Here is an 18,580-nt window from a genome sequence, read left to right as displayed (position 1 = left end):
CACCAAAAAGAATTAAACATGTTATTTAAATACAAGAAAATGAGGCATTTATTTCTAAAAATCACCAGAACCACCATTGCCATATTATCACTTATCCTAATCATAACATCTTGTAACAAATCAGATTCAACAAGATCAGAAGGACAGGGACTTATCCAAATTGTAATATCAGATGCTGTTTTCGAATCGGAAGAGACGCTAGGAAACAGAGCGGCTACCTCCGCAGAATCTACAATCCAGCGCAACACTATCGAACTAAATAAAGATTTTCTGATGGTCGCTGAGTTACAACCGCAGGAGCCGGCATCCGCACCAAAAGATGGAATCAAAGCTGCTCTAGACACCACTGATCTCGCAGCAAATATCCGCTATCGTTTGCTGGTATACACGCAAACGGGAGCATTTGTTACCGAGCGAGATTATATCCGTGGCCAAGAAGCTAATACACCAGCATTGGAACTAGATGGTGGAACTACCTACACTTTTGTAGCAGTTTCTTTGAATACTACCACTGATTTACCAGCTACGACTCCGGCTGTAGCCATCAGAACTTTAGCTAATTCGCAAATTAGCACGACTACTGGCATAACCGCTTTGATGTATTACAGGCAAACAATGACTGTATCCGGAAATGCCATAAACCGCCTAGACATCATACTGAAACATCGAAAACCACTTATTAGCGTTACCATCAATGCCCAACAAACAGCCTACAATGTCACTGCTATAGATGCTACTTTTAAACCGCATAACAATGGGATGGTAGTTAGTCTTTCTGATGGATCGCGTGTCCTAAGTGGCACCGATATCAATGTGGGGTCTCAACCTAATTTTACGTCATCTCTTGGCAGTCAGATTTTAACCGGTGACGCAAATATCAATGCTTTGAATAATAGTGTAACCACATTCACACTTAACACTATCACCATAGGTCCGCTGACAGCTACCAATCTAGTACCATTTAGTAATCTGACAGTGACAAATGGTGTTCGATATAACCTCATTTTAAATATCGTCCCTACCGATGAATTTATTACTCACCAAGGCAGACCCGCCGCAAGGATCAATGGCGTAATTTGGGCAAGACATAATGTAGGTGTTAATACAAATTTAGATGCAGACGCCATACCAATGACGGTAGACAGACATGGAGATTATTTTCAATGGGGAAGGTTAGCAAGATCCGGAACAGGCACAGCAACAAATCAAAATCCTTATTTCGCGAGCAACGCACCAGCTAATAATACTTGGAACAGCGGTACAGAAGCAGCGCCAGTAAAAACTGCTAATGATCCCTGTCCCACTGGATACAGAATACCAACAAGAGCAGAAAATATGAGTTTAATAAATTCTGTTACTAGAGCTAATTCTGGGCCTTTTCAAGTAGGAGCAACACGATATGATTCAGCTAAAGTATTAACAAGCACACGGAACTCGCAGGTAAAACTAACATTGCCAACTCAGGGATGGCTCTCCGTAGCTGGAAGTGCCCCGTATACCGACATAGGCATAGTAAACAGGGGGTCTATAGGCAGATATCACAGTAGTTTTGGATCAAACAATCCTTTGACAGCAGCTCTGCGCTTTGATAATGCTTCAGCGACTGAACTTGCTTCAGGGACAAATCCCTCTGTGAAGGTCATAGGCTTGCCGATTAGATGCGTAGGGATACAGTAAACCTTACTAAAGAAGAAGACGGTTTTTCTATAGTCGCATAATATATGAACAAATAATAATCATAAGTATATCACCAATGTGCCCAAATTGGACACATTGGTGGTTAAATATCCGATCCCATTCCATTTAACAATGGTCAGCCACATTTTGTGTATACTTGTATCCACAAAATAGCAACACCATGAGTCGGTATATTTTCTTCTTTCTTCTAACTTCATGCTTTACAAATAGCATGGCGCAAACGCAGGTTATTCGTGATTTTATCGTAAAAGAAAATCTATCCCAAAATGGCAAACTGGCTATTATTGCGGTGGATACTACCGAAAAAGCAAATGATCAGATACGAGGCAATTTCCTATTTAGCGTCAATGGATTCCAGCAGAATTTGAACTTTCAGGATGGCGTAGCTGTGATTGCTGATCCCGTCGAATCCTCTACGTTCGTATTTTTTAAGCACAAAAATCAGGAAGATGAAGTCGGAAAATTTTACTTTATCCGCAAAACGGATAATGGATTAAGTCCTTACAAAGTAAATGGATTGACGCTGGTGCTCCTACCTTTGATTATTCTCTTGGTTGCCTATGCATTCAAGCGCTTGCTCGTGGTCTTTGTCGTCATTGCGCTGGTGTATGGCTACCTGCATTTCTCCAAAGGCTTGGATCTTTCTCAATTATTTGAAAGCTTCTTCTTCGGCCTGCGTGGTTTACTTTAGAATGGCATGCCTACCCCAAAATTGTACTGAATAAAGCTATAGCGATCCGGCCTAAAGCGGGCATTATATGCATCTTTGAATTCCCGGGAGTTGAAGAAATCCTTTATAACCCATTGATCTGAACCTGTGAATTGGGGGTCCTTGACCTTGATACCGGCATCCAAGCGGATCGTAAAATAATTCATATCAAAGCGAAGTCCAAAGCCAGTGCCGATCGCGATTTGCTGGAAAAATTTATCTGCGCGGATTTCCCCGCCCGGATTGAGATTGGGTGTGAGTTCGCGTAACCGCCAGATATTACCTGCATCGATGAAGGTCGCGCCATTCAGCTTTGCGCCCAAAAACTTATTCAAAATCCGAAAACGAAATTCGGCATTCGTCTCCAACTTCACCTCTCCCAACTGATCTAAATTTCGAAGATTGACTCGTAAATCTTCGGTTAGATCTGCCCGACTATAATTACCTGGCCCCAAAGTTCGAGCTTGCCAAGCACGAATTCCGTTCATACCACCAGCAAAAAAGCTTTTTTCGAAGATCAACAACGTCGAATTGTTGCCGTAAGGCACGGCCAAACCCGCATTCAAGCGAAACACAAATTGCCGGTTGCCACCAAGGTGCCGATACAAGCGATAATCTGCCTCTCCCTTTATATATTGCAAATAAGGTACACCGAAAAGCTGTCGCTGACCTTGATCGTCGGTATTAAAATTGAATAGATTGCTCAACAAGCCCAACGTATTACCACTTACATCCACCATTCCTCGGATAAAGGAAAAGTTTTCGACTCGATTGAGCTTATTGCCATTGTAGGTAATGGCATACTGCGATCCCAAACCAAAGTATTGCCGATCATTGGTCTCCACATACAATTGAAATCCTTGATCACGGAGCTGCTGACTAAATGCTTCATTCAAGCGCCCAACACGATACTCCAATACGATCGGCGTATAACTGTGCAGAATGTTTTCTGCCTGATGCCAGGAATAATTGAGCGTGTTGATAAAATAACGATTCGAATAGGTATTGTCTTGGAAGAATAGTTGTAAACTCGATGAAATCGTCGTACGTGGCAAACCATACCAACCTACACTACGCACCCGAAAGGGAGTCAGCATGCGCGGGAATACAATACTGGCACCGATCTGAAAATCATTATTAAAAATCTTACTCGTGATGCTACCCGGTAATCTGGGATCAAACAGCACCCCATAACGAGCTCGTATTTCCAGCAATTCGGCACCGCCGAAGATATTGCGATGCGAATAGGTATTAGCCACGTTGAATCCGCTCATACCCGAACTAAACACAAACTCTCCTTCGATCTGATTGCTCATCGTTGCTCTCGGCATCAGCTCATAATGTATATCCAGCTTGGTCGAATCTACCTTCTCATAGTTTATCTTGACCGACCGAAAGCCATTGGTCTCGAATAAGCGATTGTACGACAACTCTTCGCGATGCAAGCTATACGCCATCCCCTCTCGCAGAAACATATAACGCGCCAATGGTCTCAAACGAAATTTGCCCGTTTGATCTTCAAATTGTATCCGTCTTACGGTGTCCACCGTGGTTTCCGTTTGTACTTTCGATTGCTCATCCTGCTGGCGAATGCGCACATATACTTTATTTATATGGAAAACTTGATGTTGTGCCGAGTCTGGATTAGTAAAATTAATGCGTAGTTTGGCTTGATTTTCGAGCCCGATCGTATCTACACCTACCCGCATATACTGCCTTAAATATTGATAATAACCCTGATTTTTCATGGAAATATACATACGTTCGCGCTCATCAAAAAGATGACGCTCCATGTAAGGTCCGCCAATGCGCACCTGTGTACGCGGCAATACTTCTGTACTATGGATTGCTTCGATTTTCTGATCAGCAAAACTTCGGTCAATGTCTGAAATATGGTAGCGCGCACCCATATCTGCCCGAAAATCGATGGTTGCTTTCTTTTTACGGATTGCAATCTCGGGCGTTACTACCGCATCAAAATAACCATTGGTATTCAAAAAACGTTGAATCTGATTGGCCGAAAGATCCACCATCGCCGAATCGAGAATACGAGGCGGCTCGCCTACATTCTTAATTCCTTCGGTCTTATAGCGGCCGTTTTTCGTATTGAATACATTGTAGATCTGAAGATATAATCTGGAGTTGGGCCGAATATCGTTGGATATATACAGGGAAGCAGATTCTTTCAAACCAGCAGGCACACCGACGATATCGACATCTTTGACCAAGGCTTGGTCGTCATCTAAGTACTTCGCAGATCGGCAGGATGTGGATATTAGACCGAAAAGCGTTATAATTGCACCTAGAATATACGTCTGATATCTTATCATCCTGCCATGTTATCAAAATCGCTCATTCGTTTAATTACTTCGCTGCAACATAAAAAATTTCGTAGACAACATGGTCTATTTTGTGTGGAAGGCGTGAAATCGATTCAAGAATTTGTCGAATCGTCCTACGCCGTAGAAACGATACTTGCCACATCGTCTGCCGCTGCAAAATTGAATAAAATCCCTGAAAATATAAAGCTTGTATCTGTTAATGAGGAGGAATTAAAAAAAGTAAGCTTTTTGACCAATCCGCAAGGTGCGTTGGCGCTGGTCAATATCCCATCGAGCGACGGCATTACGACCAAAGATTTAGTTGGCAAACACAGCTTGGTATTGGACGATGTGCAGGATCCTGGCAATATGGGAACGATTGTGCGTACCGCAGAATGGTTTGGTTTCCAGCAGGTAATTGCTTCGCTGGACACGGTGGATGTCTATAATCCCAAAGTCGTGCAAGCTACCATGGGATCTCTGGCTCGTATGCAGGTAATTTACGTAGATATCGAAGCATTGATTCAAGAAAATACGATACCATCGTATGGCGCGCTATTGAATGGTGATTCTATTTACGATACTGATTTTAAACACGAAGGACTGATTATTCTAGGAAATGAAGGCAATGGCATCCGCCCAACCCTGTTGCCGCATATCACGAAGGCAGTAACCATTCCGTCATTCGGCCGTGCCGAGTCATTGAATGTCGCAGTTGCAGCAACGGTTTTTTGTTCTGAAATTGCACGCAGAAAGCAAACATTATAACCCGTTAAGGGTTTTGCTATGGATATATCGTGGGGATATACACATCTACGCTAATAGTGCCTCTTATTTAACATGGAAAATCAAAAAAAATCACTTCCCTATTCGATAGGTTTAGCCGGTAGTTTACTGGCTATGATCTTGATTATTACCATTCTTTATTACACGAGCAGTGTGGTACTGCCTTTATTGTTTTCGATACTAATCGCGATCATGCTATATCCGCTAGCCCGGTTTTTCGAGCGCCTGCGGTTGGGCAAAGCTTTTTCTGCCATATTAGCTGTTATCGTTTCTATCGTGGTCATCTCTGGCTTAGGTTGGTTTATCGTGTACGAAAGTATCGTGATTGGTAGAGATGCGTCGGCAATTACGGGTAAAGTCATGTCTATGCTGGAGAATTCCGAAGCTTGGCTACAAACAACTTTCGGTATAGAGCGCAATCAGGTCATGACGCAGTTGCGTGAACAGGGCGACAAAGCAATGGAAAACATGGGCGGCGTGCTGTCATCCACCTTTGGCTCGATTGGCAGTATGTTGGCCGCTACGGTTTTGGTACCGTTGTTTACCTTTTTCCTACTCTACTACCGGGTATTTTTCCGCGAGTTTTTCTTCAAAGCTTTTCATTCTGTGCCAAAGCAAAAAGTGCACGATACGCTTGATCGGATTTACGAAGTAGTACAAAGTTACCTATTGGGCTTGATCACTGTGATGGGGATTGTAGCCGTATTGAACACCATTGGTTTAATGATTTTGGGTATTGATTATGCTTGGTTCTTCGGTACGTTAGCTTCGCTACTAATGTTACTTCCTTATATCGGCATCGCGATCGGATCTATTCTTCCTGCCCTATTTGCCTTGGCGGTCAAAGACAGCGCGTGGTACGCGGTTGGTGTTGTCGCTTGGTTCCAAGTGGTACAATTTTTAGAAGGAAATATCATCACGCCAAATATTGTAGGCAGTAAAGTGAGTATCAACCCGCTCATGGCCATTATTGCTATTTTGCTCGGCGGTATGGTTTTCGGTTTGGCCGGTTTGATTTTGGCATTGCCGATGGTGGCTACCATCAAAGTGATCTTCGATGCCATTCCTTCTATGGAAGCATATGGCTTTCTGATTGGAGAACCAGACAAGACGCACTTACAGCGCAATTCTACCCAGCAACTGCTGATGAAATGGGGCATTGTCCGCCGACCTACTATCAAGAAAGACAAAGTCGTCATTGAGACAGAAGTAGCCGAAGTAGAAATCGATGAACGTAAAGACATCACGGAGCAATCTCATGTCAATACAGTGGAAATAGACCGCAAAGTGGTCAATCCAAAACAAGAATTACCAAAAAAAGATGATCTGGAAACAGATTCAGACAAGCAATAAAACATAAAATCAGGGTGGTCGCTAGACTACCCTGACTAATAAACCTTTTAAGTATTCTCCTTCGGAGAAGGAAGCCCTAACGGGATGATCTTCTGGCTGGTGAAACTGATGAATAAACTGAATCTCCTTACCGGCATCGAGTGCTGCCCAAGCGATCACTTGCTTAAAGGTGTCGATATCCATGGCACCAGAACAAGAATAAGTAGCGAGCAGTCCGCCGCTTTCTAATAGCAAAAGGCCACGTCTGTTGAGATCTTTGTACGCTCGAGATGCTTTTTCTAACGTGGATCGAGATGGTGCATATTTTGGCGGATCGAGCACAATCATATCAAATCTACGACCTTCTTCTCCCAATTGGCGCAGGTATTTATTTACGTCAGATTGTACTGGCGTATTGCGCGAGGCATCGAACCCGTTCAGTTGAATATTATCTTTTAAAGTCGAGATAGCTAATGCCGAGCTATCCACCGAGGTCACATGTGAAGCCCCAGCCTGCAAGGCATTTAAGGTAAATCCGCCGGAGTAGGAGAAACAATCCAAGACCGTCTTATTGGCCACAAACTGAGACACCAAGCGTCTATTATCGCGCTGATCGCAGTAGAAACCCGATTTCTGTCCTTCTACGATATTGATGTGGTAGCGAATACCATTCTCTACCACTTCCACGTATTCTGGTGGCGTCTCACCGTAGCGTACGCCATTGTCGTCAGCAAGTTGTTCGTATTCTCTGGACTTGATATCGCTACGTTCATAGATCCCTTTTGGCGCTAGCAATTGTACCAACTCATCTACGATGAGGTCCTTTATTTGATCCACACCCGCAGCATGCACTTGAATCGAGATAAAATCACCATACAGATCGGCAATCAATCCCGGTACAAAGTCTGCTTCGGCAAATATCAATCGGCAGGTCGTGTTGTTTTCATTCAACAAATGACGACGTGCTTCTACGGCTTTACGCACGCGATTACGCCACCAGTCTGCATCAGGCACCCGTTCTGGATGCCATTCTAGTAAGCGTACCGCAACACGAGAAACCGAATTGAATATACCATAAGCAATAAACTCACGCTCTGCATTGAATACAGAAACGAGATCGCCAGACTGTAAGTCGCTATCTTTTTGCGAGATCGCCCCCGAGAAAATCCATGGATGTAGCTGCCATGCAGCCTTGTCTTTTGTTTTGTAAAGAATAACTTTTTTCATACCTACCACTGCCTGCCTTGCTGAGCGCAAAGCCTTTATTTAGTCGGCAAAGGTAGGATATCTTTTTTAAACCTCATCGCAATCTACCGTCACCACGCGTACAAAGAGCTCGTGAAATTTTTCGGTCAGGCTGCCATCATTGTCATAATGGTAGATTAAGTCATTGACCTGATTCCACCAACCGTAAGTCAGCACATAGTCAAAAGCAATTTCGTGCCGCTGATCGAGCTTCATATTGGCCTCATACTTCTTCCACAACGCATCTGGATACGCATTGCGTTTCATCTGCTCTTTTACTAACAAACCGTATTCTGCTAATAGTTCATCGCCACCAGCTACCAACGCCTTTACGTATTGTTTTACCTGCTTATCCTCTTCAAATGTACCTTTGAGTACTTCTGGATTGTCTACAGCTTGGACGCGAACTTTCTGAATCGCATACGATTCGTCAATGTAGCGCAACATCGAATCGCGCGCCAAAATAAAATCGGGTGTTTGCACGATTTTCAGGCTGGAAAACTGATTTTTCATCGTCGTATAGCTGTTCTCCAATTCTTTTATATCATCACCATCGAAATATAGAATCGCCCGCGTCAAGAAATAGGTATCATTTAGCACGGTGTCATTGTAACGATTGGCATCGTAATACCCTTTATAAGTACACAGATCGTCACTAAAGTCGAGTACAGCTAACTTTTTCTGCGCCCATACCGGTGTACTACATAGTGCTGTTAACAGCAGGACTACACTAAACCATACTTTTTTCATCGCCCATCAATATTTACATCAAAAATACGGCTTTTCCTACACATTGACGGCTAAACTTCCTTTCTAATATTGTCGTTTATGGGTTAATTATGATTTAGATGTTTTATAATCTGATGGAGGGCATCTTTAGACTCCTTCATTACGGGCAATAGCGGCCAAATATGAGGCATTTGCTCCCCCACATATAGTGCGTACTTCACTTCGTTTGCTCGTAGCTCTTTTATGAACAATAATTGATCTGGATAGGTAATGTCATGCTCAGCAGCAAAAAGTATCGTTTCGGGGAATTGATGGAAACTTCCATGAAGGGGAGAAATCTTCGGATCCATTAAATCTCCATTGTCGGCACACATTAGCTTAGCGCTTAAAACACCTTTTCTAGACAAAATTGGATCTTTCTTTTCTAATGGTTGAATATCAGAATTACTAAACGAGGCATCTAGCACAGGAGATATTAAGAATAGTTGAGCAGGTAATTTGCCGTTGTCCATCACCAATCTTTGCGTTAATGAAATGACTAAAGTAGCACCGACACTATCTCCTATACATATCAAGTTGTGTGGCGCCACCGTCTGTAAGGCTTGCTTGTAAACTTCATCGACGTTACGTGATATTTCAGCAATTTTGTGTTCAGGCGCTTTTGGGTAATCGCACATCCAGATCACATGACCCGTTTCTCGACTAATTTTTTCGATTGTATCCCAATGATGCTGTACAGGACCGTAAACGAACGCGCCGCCATGAAAAAAAAGCAACAATTTGTCGGAGGATTTTTTGGAACGAATTTCAGTAACCACTGTATTGAGCACTTGAAAGCTTTTAGTCCGTTCATTTTTTTTGAAATATCTATTTTTTGGCGAATGAACATCTTCTTGTCGCAACACCGCGTAATCAATCGGATCTGCGCTAAACTTCTTTTTAACACCCGTTAATTTGATAACAGATAAAATCAGGTAATAGGTTAAACTTCTCATGCGGTAAATGATTACTTCTTAAACAATCAGTATTTCAAATTAGGCTTACATCCAGCAAATCGGAAAAGTAAATTTCTAGCAATATTATCCCCGTACTAAAGTCATACGCTATTCCTCTTACCGTCAACATCTTAATCGGTTTTTCCATATGCCAATGCGATGCACCATTTCTTCGTCACCATCCCCCGACTAGTTAAGCAGAAGACAAAGCGGAAACCCTTGCCAAATAATCTCAAGTTAAATAAAATATTTTAAGCATATATTTAATACATTCGTAAGACATTGCTTGACACCACATCAACTGGCTATCTCATTCGAGATTCCAGCTAATCATACAATGTTATATTAACGACTAAACAACACCATTATGAATAGGCGACAACTTATCAGACAGGCGGGATTCGCAGCAGCGGCTTTTGCCATGAGCCGCGATTTGTTTGCGAAAACCAACGCAATACGCAGCCCAGCATCTTCTCTCGACAACATCATCTACCTTGGATCTAATGAAAATCCGTACGGGCCATCAAAATCAGCGCAGCAAGCTATGATGAAGGCACTGCTCACGACCAATCGATATCAGTGGACAGAGAGTAGTAAACTGGTAAAAGCCATTGCTCTAAGACACAGAGTAACCGATAAAAACGTGCTTCTGGGCGCTGGCTCCTCCGAGTTATTAGGATTGACGACGCAATTTGCATCGTTGAACAATAATACACTCCTTGCTCCCGATCCTACCTTTCGTATTTGGACAAATGCAGCGGCACACATGGGCGTAAGCGTCAAGTGGATTCCATTGACTGCTACGAAAGATACCGATCTAGCGGCTATGCAAGCCGCGATTGACGCAGACACCGGTATGATTTATTTGTGTAACCCGAATAACCCGACCGGCATACCAATTCCAGATCAAGATTTAAGGAATTTTATTAAAGCAGTACCACGTAACATTATCATTCTAATGGATGAGGCCTACACGGAGTTTGAAGACACGCCAAGTACAGTAGATATGATGGAGGAATTCCCAAATTTGGTCGTCGCGAAAACGTTCTCTAAAATCTACGGCCTCGCTGGCGCGCGGGTTGGTTATTTGCTCGGTAACGCGAAGATTATTGCGCAGCTTGGCAACCTACAACCTTGGCAGAATGCAGGCCCTAGTGCGGTGAGCGTGGCAGCAGCACTCGCTACGACACAAGACCAGGGTTTCGTAACGCATTGTAAAACGGAGAATGCCAAAAGCAGAAACATCTTTCAAAAAGGCTTAGCAGATCTTGGTCTAACACATACGCCATCTGTAACTAGTTTTGCCTATTTTGACACGGCCAATTATCAAGGCAATTTTGCGGATACATTAGAGAAGAATAATATAACCGGAGTACAAAGTTTTGAAGAAAATAGTACTTGGAGGCGCCTGAGCATTGGCACTGTTAAAGAAATGGAACAAGTGATACGCGTACTAAAAGCAGGTGGTTAAAGGAAGAGATCGTAAAATATGAACGTCCTTGCGAGAAGGAGGAACTACATTAGTCGTCATTGCCAGCGGGAGGCACGACGGTGAAGCAATCTAAAACTATACAATATGTCATGAAACAAATTAGATCGCTTCGTCGCCTCGCGATGACGCGGCGACGAAAAGCAACAACCCAACAAAAAAGGCTTCATCATATCTGATGAAGCCTTTTTATAAACCGCTATGCAATACCTAATTACAAATTCGGGTTTTGCTGTTGTTCTACCAATGGTACAGCAAAAATGTAATAACGACTATTCGCTTCGAATGCATTGCCATCAGGGAAACGTACCACACGGTGTCCTTGCCCATTCACCTGTTTTTGTTCGCCGGCAGGCGTGGTGATCGTCACTTTAATCGGACTTCCAGCTCCATCCAAGAATGATTTACGAACGACTGATTTCTGATTGCGGATAATGTCTGACAAGCCAAAGCCTTCGCCCCATAGCTCTTTGCGTCTTTCTAGCAGAATCGCTTCTACCAAATCTCCTTCTTGAGCGGTATACGGCGTAGCATTTCTCGCTTCACGCAAGGTATTCAGTGCATTCACTGCTTCAGCTTGTTGGCCTGCACGAGCGTAACCTTCCGCTTGTATCAGCCACATTTCCGAAGAGCGCATATACACGATATCGCCAATCAGGTTTTGCTTAAACTTAAACTTCTTATATCTCAAGAAACCCTCGCGGCCTGGCAATCCGTCCCACTCAAATAAAGCAGTACGCACATCTTGTGGCGCGAAATGATCTTTGAAAAAGGGATCAGCCATAAAACTAAAGTAAAACGATCCCGACGAAGAAACATCCAAATAGTGAAATGTATAGCTCGCCGTGCTCTGATCCGTGGTTTGCACATGCCCCCAGATCCATTCCGAATTTTGCGCATCGTTGAAACCGGCATAATATGCTTCTGCATTCATCAAAGGAAAGCCTTCGGCTGCATCAGCAGCAGCAGCAGCAGCCAATTCCCACTGTCCCATATTCAGGTACGCACGCGCCAACAATCCATTGGCCACATGAGCATCCACACGATATTTCTGCGCACTCGGACGATTATATCCCGCCAATTTGGTAGCTGCATCTGTCAGATCTGCCGTAATCAACGCATAAATCTCTTCCAAACTTGCTTTTGGCTTGCCCTGCGTACCGGTTGTACTTGGCTCGGTATAGATCGGCACGGTCAGCGCATTCTTGTCTTTCAAATAGCTAAACTGATAATACGACGCAAAGTTTAGGTAAGCAAAAGCGCGCAATGTTTTTGCCTGACCGATCAACAGATCCTTCTCTTCCTGTGTACCTTCCGCTTGTTCGGTTTTAGCGATCACATTGTTGGTATTATCGATCACCTTGTACAGCAAAGTCCAAAAGGCATTCACCCGATTTGTCGACCTGTCAAACAGTTCGGTAAAGGCATAAGGATCCCTATAACCGTATTTCGTGGTAACCGCCACATCATTAGCCATCGCATCACTCGTGCGCATAAAAGCTGAATAACCCGGGTTAGCAAAGGTGAAATACGTATCATTTAGGTAACGCCACGTTCCGTTGATCACCGTTTGGATATTACTGGTGTTCTTGTAAATCTCCGTATCGGTCACCGCATCGGTGGGCATCGTATCCAACTGATCTTTACAGCCCGACACTGCCAATACAAAGATGGAGAGCACGTATATTTTATATTTTTTCGCGAATAAATTCATGGTCATTTTTTAAAAGTCTTATAATCCTATCTGTACTCCTCCGGAGAATGTCTTAATAGCCGGATAACGGAAATAGGTCGCTCCCTCTAAGGTCTGCTCTGGATCCATTCCTTTGTGTTTGTACAAGGTGAATAGATTTTCCCCTTGGATAAACACGCGTAGTCGGCTGATGCCGATACGGCTCATCATCGCCTCTGGGAACGTATAACCTACACTCAAATTCTTCAGACGAGCAAAGCTGCCATCATATAAAAAGCGCGTCGATGCCGAAGTCCAGTTCAAGTTATCTGTCGTCAAGCGAGGCACATCGGTATCGCGATTTTCTGGCGTCCACCGATTCAACATCTCCTCACTCCAAGCACGACCCGGATTGTTTCCATTGTGTAGCAACTGGATATAATCATTATCTAAGATTTGACCACCCAAACTAAAGCTCAATAAGGCATTCAAGTCGAAGTTTTTGTAGGTAATGTTATTCGTGATACCACCGACTAACGTTGGTAAGGAACTTCCCTGAATAAAGCGACCGGCGTCACCATATACGGATGTGGTTTCGTCAGTTTGCACGCCATCGGCATCCGCTTTGTACCACAATGGTGATCCGTTCTCCGGATTTACACCAGCCCATGTTGGTAAATAGAAATCATAAATCGATCCACCTAAGCGCAGCATCTTATTACCACGGATGATATTGTTTGCCGTTGGCAATTCGGTAATGCGGTTCTTAAAGTGTGAAAAGTTCAGGTCCAAATTCCAGCGAAAGTTTTCATTACGTACTGGAATCGTACGAATATCCACGTCAATACCCGTGTTTCGCATCGTACCGATATTCGCATCGTAACCGGTATACCCGGTAGATAAAGCCATCGGCATGGTGAACAATAGATCTTTACTCTGACGGTTGAAATACTCCACCGATACCGCAATGCGGTTCTTCAATATCGCCACATCTACTCCCGTATTAAAGTTTAGGTTCGTTTCCCACTTCAACTCCGGCGTAGCCAATCGATTGGTGATCGTACCACCCTCACCCAAGCTGTTGAGAATAGAATACAAGCCTTGGTACGCGTAATAAACACCTAGGTTATCATTTCCTTGTCCGCCGTAACTCGCTCTCCAAGTCAACTGATCCAACCAATCTTGGTCTTGCAAGAATGATTCATTGGAGATTTTCCAAGCTGCGCCGAGTGACCAGAATGTTCCCCAACGTGTACCAGCCGCGAAGCGCGAAGAACCGTCTGTACGGATGGAACCTGACAGTAAATAGCGATTATCATATCCATATTCGGCACGACCTAAGAAACTGAGCAAACGATAATCTTGACTTAATCCGGTAAAAGAATTCAGCTGCGATGCCGCTACTGGCTCATCTAAGCCTGGCAATACAAAACGCTGGCGACTACCACTCATATTGGTCGTTTGGAAACTGTAAAACTCTTGTCCACCCAATACATTCAGGTGGTGCAATCCAAATTGCTTATCGTAGGTCAGGATATTATTCCAAGTTTGGCCAACCGTACGCACATTACTTTTATTGACTGATCCTAGGTATTCTACTCCTCTACCCACAGAAGGATTCACATAAAAGTGATCGTTTCTGTTGATATAATCTACACTGTACGTAGAGCGGAACTTTAAGTTATCACTGAACACCGCTTCCAAATATGTTCTCACGGAAGCATTCTCGCGTTGAATATCGTTTTTATCTAAAGGCAAAGAAGCCGCCAAATTCGAGCGCGGAATAGCCGCACTTGGACGGTATTCTCCAAAATCCCAAATCCGGTTGCCAGCCGCATCTAAGCGGTAGCTACCATCTGCCTCGCGCTCATAATAGGGATAGAAACCTGGCGTTAGTCGCGTAAAGTTGATGATATTCGCCGTATTACTATCCTCTGATTGCGGAAACTGTTGCAAAGCGCTACTGGCTGCTACGTTAAAACCGGCATTTAACCATTCGCGTGCTTTCGCGTCGATATTGGCGCGCACATTATACCGTTTGAATCCTGATCCAATCGCGATCCCTTGATCGTCCAAATAGCCACCAGATATAAAATAACTGTGTTTTTCACCACCGCCGCTAATGCTCAAATCGGCTTGTGTGCGTTGACCAGTACGTTGCAATACGTCGGTCCAGCTATCATCCCACAATGCTTGTGCGCCAGGTTGCAAACGGCCGTCCAATCCCACCGGCTGCGGAAAACTCGATCCGTAAGGATTGATTCCTAAATCTGTCACCAAAGAAGCACTCGCATTGCGCGCCGCCACATCGGCCGCCAAACCATTGGATAAGTTTTTATTGCGGACGGCCTCCCAGTACAACTGGAAATAATCGTCGGTAGAAAGCTGCTGATAATCTTGAATCGCGCGGTTTGAAATACCTTTGGTCACGTTTAAGTTGATCGCGGCACGATCGCTAGCACGACCCTTTTTGGTGGTCACGATAATGACACCGTTGGCACCACGCGAACCATATAAGGCACTGGAAGCCGCATCTTTCAACACACTGATGGATTCAATATCATTCGGGTTGATCGCGTTGATATCTCCGGCGTACGGGTTGCCATCCACTACATAAAGCGGATTGCTCGACGCATTGATCGAACCGATACCACGAATACGCACCGTCGCATCAGTTCCTGGTTGTCCGGAAGCTGCTACGGCTTGTAAGCCGGGAACTTGACCTTCCAAACCTTTGGAAAGGTTGGATATTTGTCTGTTTTCTAATTGCTTGCCATTAATCGTACCGACCGAACCGGTAATATTCTCGCGGCGTGATGTACCATAAGCCACGACCACGACTTCACCCAAATCGCGACTTGCAGCTTCCAAAGCCACATCTAATCGGCCAGCGGTAGCTGGGCGTTGTACCGTTCCGTAGCCAACGTAAGAGAATTCTAAACGAGCATCGGCTTGCTTCACTTCGATACGATAGCGGCCATCTTCTTGCGAAGAAACACCAAATTGTTGACCCACAACGCGTACGCTCACGCCAGCAATCGGCTGGCCGGTAAGTGCTTCGGTAATTACCCCTTCTACCACGCGTTGCTGCGCAGACAGTTGATGTGCTGGCAATATCGCAAGCGCCAAGAAGAGCCTGAAAATAAAAGGAATAGTAGTAATTTTTCTTTGCATTATAAACAAAAATTTAAATGTAGATGCTAAACGAAAGGACAGAAACTAGTTCCCTGAGATTAGATAAATGCCTCGCGTCAGTAGATGTATTAATACGAATAGTAGTAATTTGCGAGCAAATATAATATATAATCCATGTAAATGGTAGTCTTTTTAGTGTCACAAATACACTATCAGCAGAAAATCAACTACTTATTTTTTTTGAAAAACAGGAAATACCAAGATTCGCTAATGAAGCGAATCTTGGTATGTGGCAATCCAAGGTTGGTCTATGCCGTATTTTGTGGGTTCTTTGGCTGTTTTGATTTCCAAAGTCCCGCCTTTTGTGATTTCTTGTCTGGTAATCCAAAGGCGGCCTAAGTCCTTACCATTCAGCAAAATCTGCTGAATGTAGCGCTCACCATCTGCTCCGCTTCTTTTGATGTGAAATGGTTTTCCATGATTCTCCAAACGAACGGCTTCGAAAAATGGCACCGAAAGGTAATAAATCGGTTCACCAATCAGCGGCTGATGCAAACCAATCGCAGAGAGCACCCACCATCCCGACATCGCGCCGGCGTCATCATCCATGGTACGTACAAATGCTTTTGGCTCATTTTTGTAGATTTTATCAATGTGCGCGCCAATACCGCGACTATTATCATTGAAATAATATTGCACCACGGTATCCAATGCTAAGCGATGCACCCATTCTTGATAACGCCAAGGTGTTGTCGTCGCATTATACAAGGTAAATGATTGCAAATCTGGCTCATTGGCTCTATTGAAATAATAGTTGTCGTAGAAATCATCCAATTGCGCGGTTAATTCTTCCTGTCCGCCAGCCAGCTCCATCAATCCTTTGACATCAAAAGGCACATTCCAACGGTATTGGCGGATCGTTCCTTGATACATATTGCGGGCAGACATGCGATCTACATCACGCTTAGATAGATCCTTGAATTCTTTGTTCCAAACTGCTTTGTAACTCTGCGCTCGCTGCTTGTAAACCGCATCTTTGCCTTCAAACAGTTGATCCATCGCCCACATATCGTATGCAGCTTCTAAGGCTTTATCTGGTTTGGCAAAATCGAATCGCGCGGTATCGCGGATGAGCGAATCGCGAATTGCATCCAGATGAATATCATATCCCTTGCGTTGTGCATCGAGTAAGACAACCGCTGCATGTTCCGTGCGCACCGAGTTTGCGGGTTCGAATGGCCCTGCAAAATCATGCTTCCCATAACGGTACAAATCAGATAGTGACGAAGCTACCTGCTGGTAAAATGCGGGAAATGCCAATTCTAACAAGGGCAATTGCGTTTTGTAATTATCCCAAACTGCCCAGCCATGTACGCGCGGCGTTTTGCTTTGGCGGATCTGACCATCTGTAGCGCGATAGCTTCCGTCTATTTCGCTTATGCGATAAGGTGATTGCAAAGTACGATAAAAAAGGGAGTAGAATAGTTTTGTGAGTTCTGGATCACCTTTTACTTGAATGGCACCCAGCCACTGATTCCAATCCTGCTGTGCTGCCTTCTTTAAGTCAGCATAAGAAGTTGGCATATTACGCTCCAGACGCGCTAAAGCAGAAAGGCTGTCGACTGCTGAAAATGCGACATTTACTTCTGCTTCGTTCGTTTCTTCTGGTAAGGTAATCCAAACCTTATTGCCTTCTATCCGCCAATCCGATGCCAAGGGCACTTCTAAAGCATAATAAATCGTGTAAGTCCCGACATGACAGGTAGTTTTGGCGCGCAACGCTCCTACCAAGCGATCTCCCTGTTTTTCAAACTGATTGTCGACAAACGCGTTATTAAAGGTATGCGAAAGATCTAGGTAAAAACCCTTTGCTCCTGCCGGAAAGCGAAACACTTCGCGACCATAATCCTGAAAAGAAACGATCTCCGCAGAGATACCCTCTGTTGTTCCCACTTCGTAAAAACCAGGGCCGGCATTTTCTGTACTCTTATGCAAAGGAGAAATCTGCTCGCCAGAACCCAAGTAAGGTTGAACTAGCAAAACACCGCCTGCGCCTTGGCAACCCACGCCTTCCATCCGATTATGCGTAAAACCGCGTATTTCTTTCGCCAAGAATTCATAACCAGTATGTGTTGTCGGATTAGTGAGTGGCACAATACTGAGTTGGTGAAAGGCAGACGATGCCGCCGGAGACAATTGACCATGATCGCCAGAAGATCCGAGAAAAACATTGACCTGCTCGACCTGAGCAAATACGGTATGAGCTGCAATGGATAGGTACAGCAAGAAGATTTTTTTCATAAATAGCTTGTCAGAAAGTATAACCACAAAGATATAAAACCCCTATTAAGTACATGTTAATGAAACCTAAACGGGGAAAATATACCACAATAGATGGGCTACTTATCACTTTTCTCAACCTAAATAATTTTCCTATATTACATTCAAAAAACTAAACCAACACCTATG

The 18,580-nt window shown here is 44.0% G+C and carries 12 protein-coding genes; 5 read left to right on the top strand and 7 right to left on the bottom strand.

What is annotated here, in order from left to right:
- The first annotated feature begins 39 nt into the window (after positions 1-39).
- Positions 40-1,677, top strand: a complete 1,638-nt coding sequence (locus AC3IRT_RS04755) for a hypothetical protein (RefSeq protein ID WP_489395287.1) — start codon at positions 40-42, stop codon at positions 1,675-1,677.
- A gap of 232 nt (positions 1,678-1,909) precedes the next feature.
- Positions 1,910-2,389, top strand: coding sequence for a hypothetical protein (locus AC3IRT_RS04750; RefSeq protein WP_489395286.1), 480 nt, complete (start codon positions 1,910-1,912; stop codon positions 2,387-2,389).
- Here AC3IRT_RS04750 and tamL read toward each other — a convergent pair.
- Positions 2,386-4,737, bottom strand: coding sequence for a translocation and assembly module lipoprotein TamL (tamL, locus tag AC3IRT_RS04745; protein WP_489395285.1), 2,352 nt, complete (start codon positions 4,735-4,737; stop codon positions 2,386-2,388). The two genes, AC3IRT_RS04750 and tamL, sit on opposite strands and share 4 nt — an antisense overlap.
- A gap of 6 nt (positions 4,738-4,743) precedes the next feature.
- Here tamL and AC3IRT_RS04740 point away from each other — a divergent pair, with 6 nt between their 5' ends.
- Together AC3IRT_RS04740 and AC3IRT_RS04735 are read left to right on the top strand one after the other, a co-directional pair.
- Positions 4,744-5,496 (top strand): TrmH family RNA methyltransferase, encoded by a 753-nt coding sequence (locus AC3IRT_RS04740; RefSeq protein WP_489395284.1) that lies wholly within the window; start codon positions 4,744-4,746, stop codon positions 5,494-5,496.
- Between the two features lie 72 nt (positions 5,497-5,568).
- Entirely contained in the window at positions 5,569-6,867 is a 1,299-nt protein-coding gene (locus AC3IRT_RS04735) for an AI-2E family transporter (protein ID WP_489395283.1), read from the top strand.
- A 21-nt stretch (positions 6,868-6,888) separates the two neighbouring features.
- Here the strand turns inward: AC3IRT_RS04735 and AC3IRT_RS04730 are convergent, their stop codons facing one another.
- The 3 genes from AC3IRT_RS04730 to AC3IRT_RS04720 form a co-directional block, all read right to left on the bottom strand.
- Positions 6,889-8,073 (bottom strand): class I SAM-dependent rRNA methyltransferase, encoded by a 1,185-nt coding sequence (locus AC3IRT_RS04730; RefSeq protein WP_489395282.1) that lies wholly within the window; start codon positions 8,071-8,073, stop codon positions 6,889-6,891.
- 66 nt (positions 8,074-8,139) lie between these two features.
- Positions 8,140-8,841: a hypothetical protein gene (locus AC3IRT_RS04725; RefSeq protein ID WP_489395281.1), complete on the bottom strand. Its 702-nt coding sequence runs from the start codon at positions 8,839-8,841 to the stop codon at positions 8,140-8,142.
- An 83-nt stretch (positions 8,842-8,924) separates the two neighbouring features.
- The gene (locus AC3IRT_RS04720; RefSeq protein WP_489395280.1) at positions 8,925-9,815 is read right to left on the bottom strand and encodes an alpha/beta hydrolase; all 891 of its coding nucleotides are present in this window, start codon (positions 9,813-9,815) and stop codon (positions 8,925-8,927) included.
- Between the two features lie 367 nt (positions 9,816-10,182).
- Between AC3IRT_RS04720 and AC3IRT_RS04715 the strand changes: the two genes are divergently transcribed.
- Entirely contained in the window at positions 10,183-11,286 is a 1,104-nt protein-coding gene (locus AC3IRT_RS04715) for a pyridoxal phosphate-dependent aminotransferase (RefSeq protein ID WP_489395279.1), read from the top strand.
- 232 nt (positions 11,287-11,518) lie between these two features.
- Here the strand turns inward: AC3IRT_RS04715 and AC3IRT_RS04710 are convergent, their stop codons facing one another.
- The 3 genes from AC3IRT_RS04710 to AC3IRT_RS04700 form a co-directional block, all read right to left on the bottom strand.
- A complete protein-coding gene (locus AC3IRT_RS04710; RefSeq protein ID WP_489395278.1) occupies positions 11,519-13,018 on the bottom strand; it encodes a RagB/SusD family nutrient uptake outer membrane protein in 1,500 nt (499 codons plus the stop codon).
- A gap of 18 nt (positions 13,019-13,036) precedes the next feature.
- Complete coding sequence (locus AC3IRT_RS04705) at positions 13,037-16,150, bottom strand: SusC/RagA family TonB-linked outer membrane protein (protein WP_489395277.1); 3,114 nt, start codon at positions 16,148-16,150, stop codon at positions 13,037-13,039.
- Between the two features lie 228 nt (positions 16,151-16,378).
- Positions 16,379-18,412 carry a glycoside hydrolase domain-containing protein gene (locus tag AC3IRT_RS04700; protein WP_489395276.1) on the bottom strand — a complete coding sequence of 678 codons (2,034 nt, stop codon included), beginning with the start codon at positions 18,410-18,412 and terminating at the stop codon, positions 16,379-16,381.
- Between the last annotated feature and the right edge of the window lie 168 nt (positions 18,413-18,580).

The organism is Sphingobacterium sp. KH_072 (genome assembly GCF_057837975.1).
This window is presented reverse-complemented; position numbering and strand designations above follow the sequence as displayed.

What these genes read in the sequence shown, in the direction of transcription:
- AC3IRT_RS04755 (WP_489395287.1), top strand. Translation starts at nt 40, where the DNA reads ATGAGGCATTTATTTCTAAAAATCACCAGAACCACCATTGCCATATTA.
- AC3IRT_RS04750 (WP_489395286.1), top strand. Translation starts at nt 1,910, where the DNA reads ATGGCGCAAACGCAGGTTATTCGTGATTTTATCGTAAAAGAAAATCTA.
- tamL (WP_489395285.1), bottom strand. Translation starts at nt 4,737, where the DNA reads ATGATAAGATATCAGACGTATATTCTAGGTGCAATTATAACGCTTTTC.
- AC3IRT_RS04740 (WP_489395284.1), top strand. Translation starts at nt 4,744, where the DNA reads ATGTTATCAAAATCGCTCATTCGTTTAATTACTTCGCTGCAACATAAA.
- AC3IRT_RS04735 (WP_489395283.1), top strand. Translation starts at nt 5,569, where the DNA reads ATGGAAAATCAAAAAAAATCACTTCCCTATTCGATAGGTTTAGCCGGT.
- AC3IRT_RS04730 (WP_489395282.1), bottom strand. Translation starts at nt 8,073, where the DNA reads ATGAAAAAAGTTATTCTTTACAAAACAAAAGACAAGGCTGCATGGCAG.
- AC3IRT_RS04725 (WP_489395281.1), bottom strand. Translation starts at nt 8,841, where the DNA reads ATGAAAAAAGTATGGTTTAGTGTAGTCCTGCTGTTAACAGCACTATGT.
- AC3IRT_RS04720 (WP_489395280.1), bottom strand. Translation starts at nt 9,815, where the DNA reads ATGAGAAGTTTAACCTATTACCTGATTTTATCTGTTATCAAATTAACG.
- AC3IRT_RS04715 (WP_489395279.1), top strand. Translation starts at nt 10,183, where the DNA reads ATGAATAGGCGACAACTTATCAGACAGGCGGGATTCGCAGCAGCGGCT.
- AC3IRT_RS04710 (WP_489395278.1), bottom strand. Translation starts at nt 13,018, where the DNA reads ATGAATTTATTCGCGAAAAAATATAAAATATACGTGCTCTCCATCTTT.
- AC3IRT_RS04705 (WP_489395277.1), bottom strand. Translation starts at nt 16,150, where the DNA reads ATGCAAAGAAAAATTACTACTATTCCTTTTATTTTCAGGCTCTTCTTG.
- AC3IRT_RS04700 (WP_489395276.1), bottom strand. Translation starts at nt 18,412, where the DNA reads ATGAAAAAAATCTTCTTGCTGTACCTATCCATTGCAGCTCATACCGTA.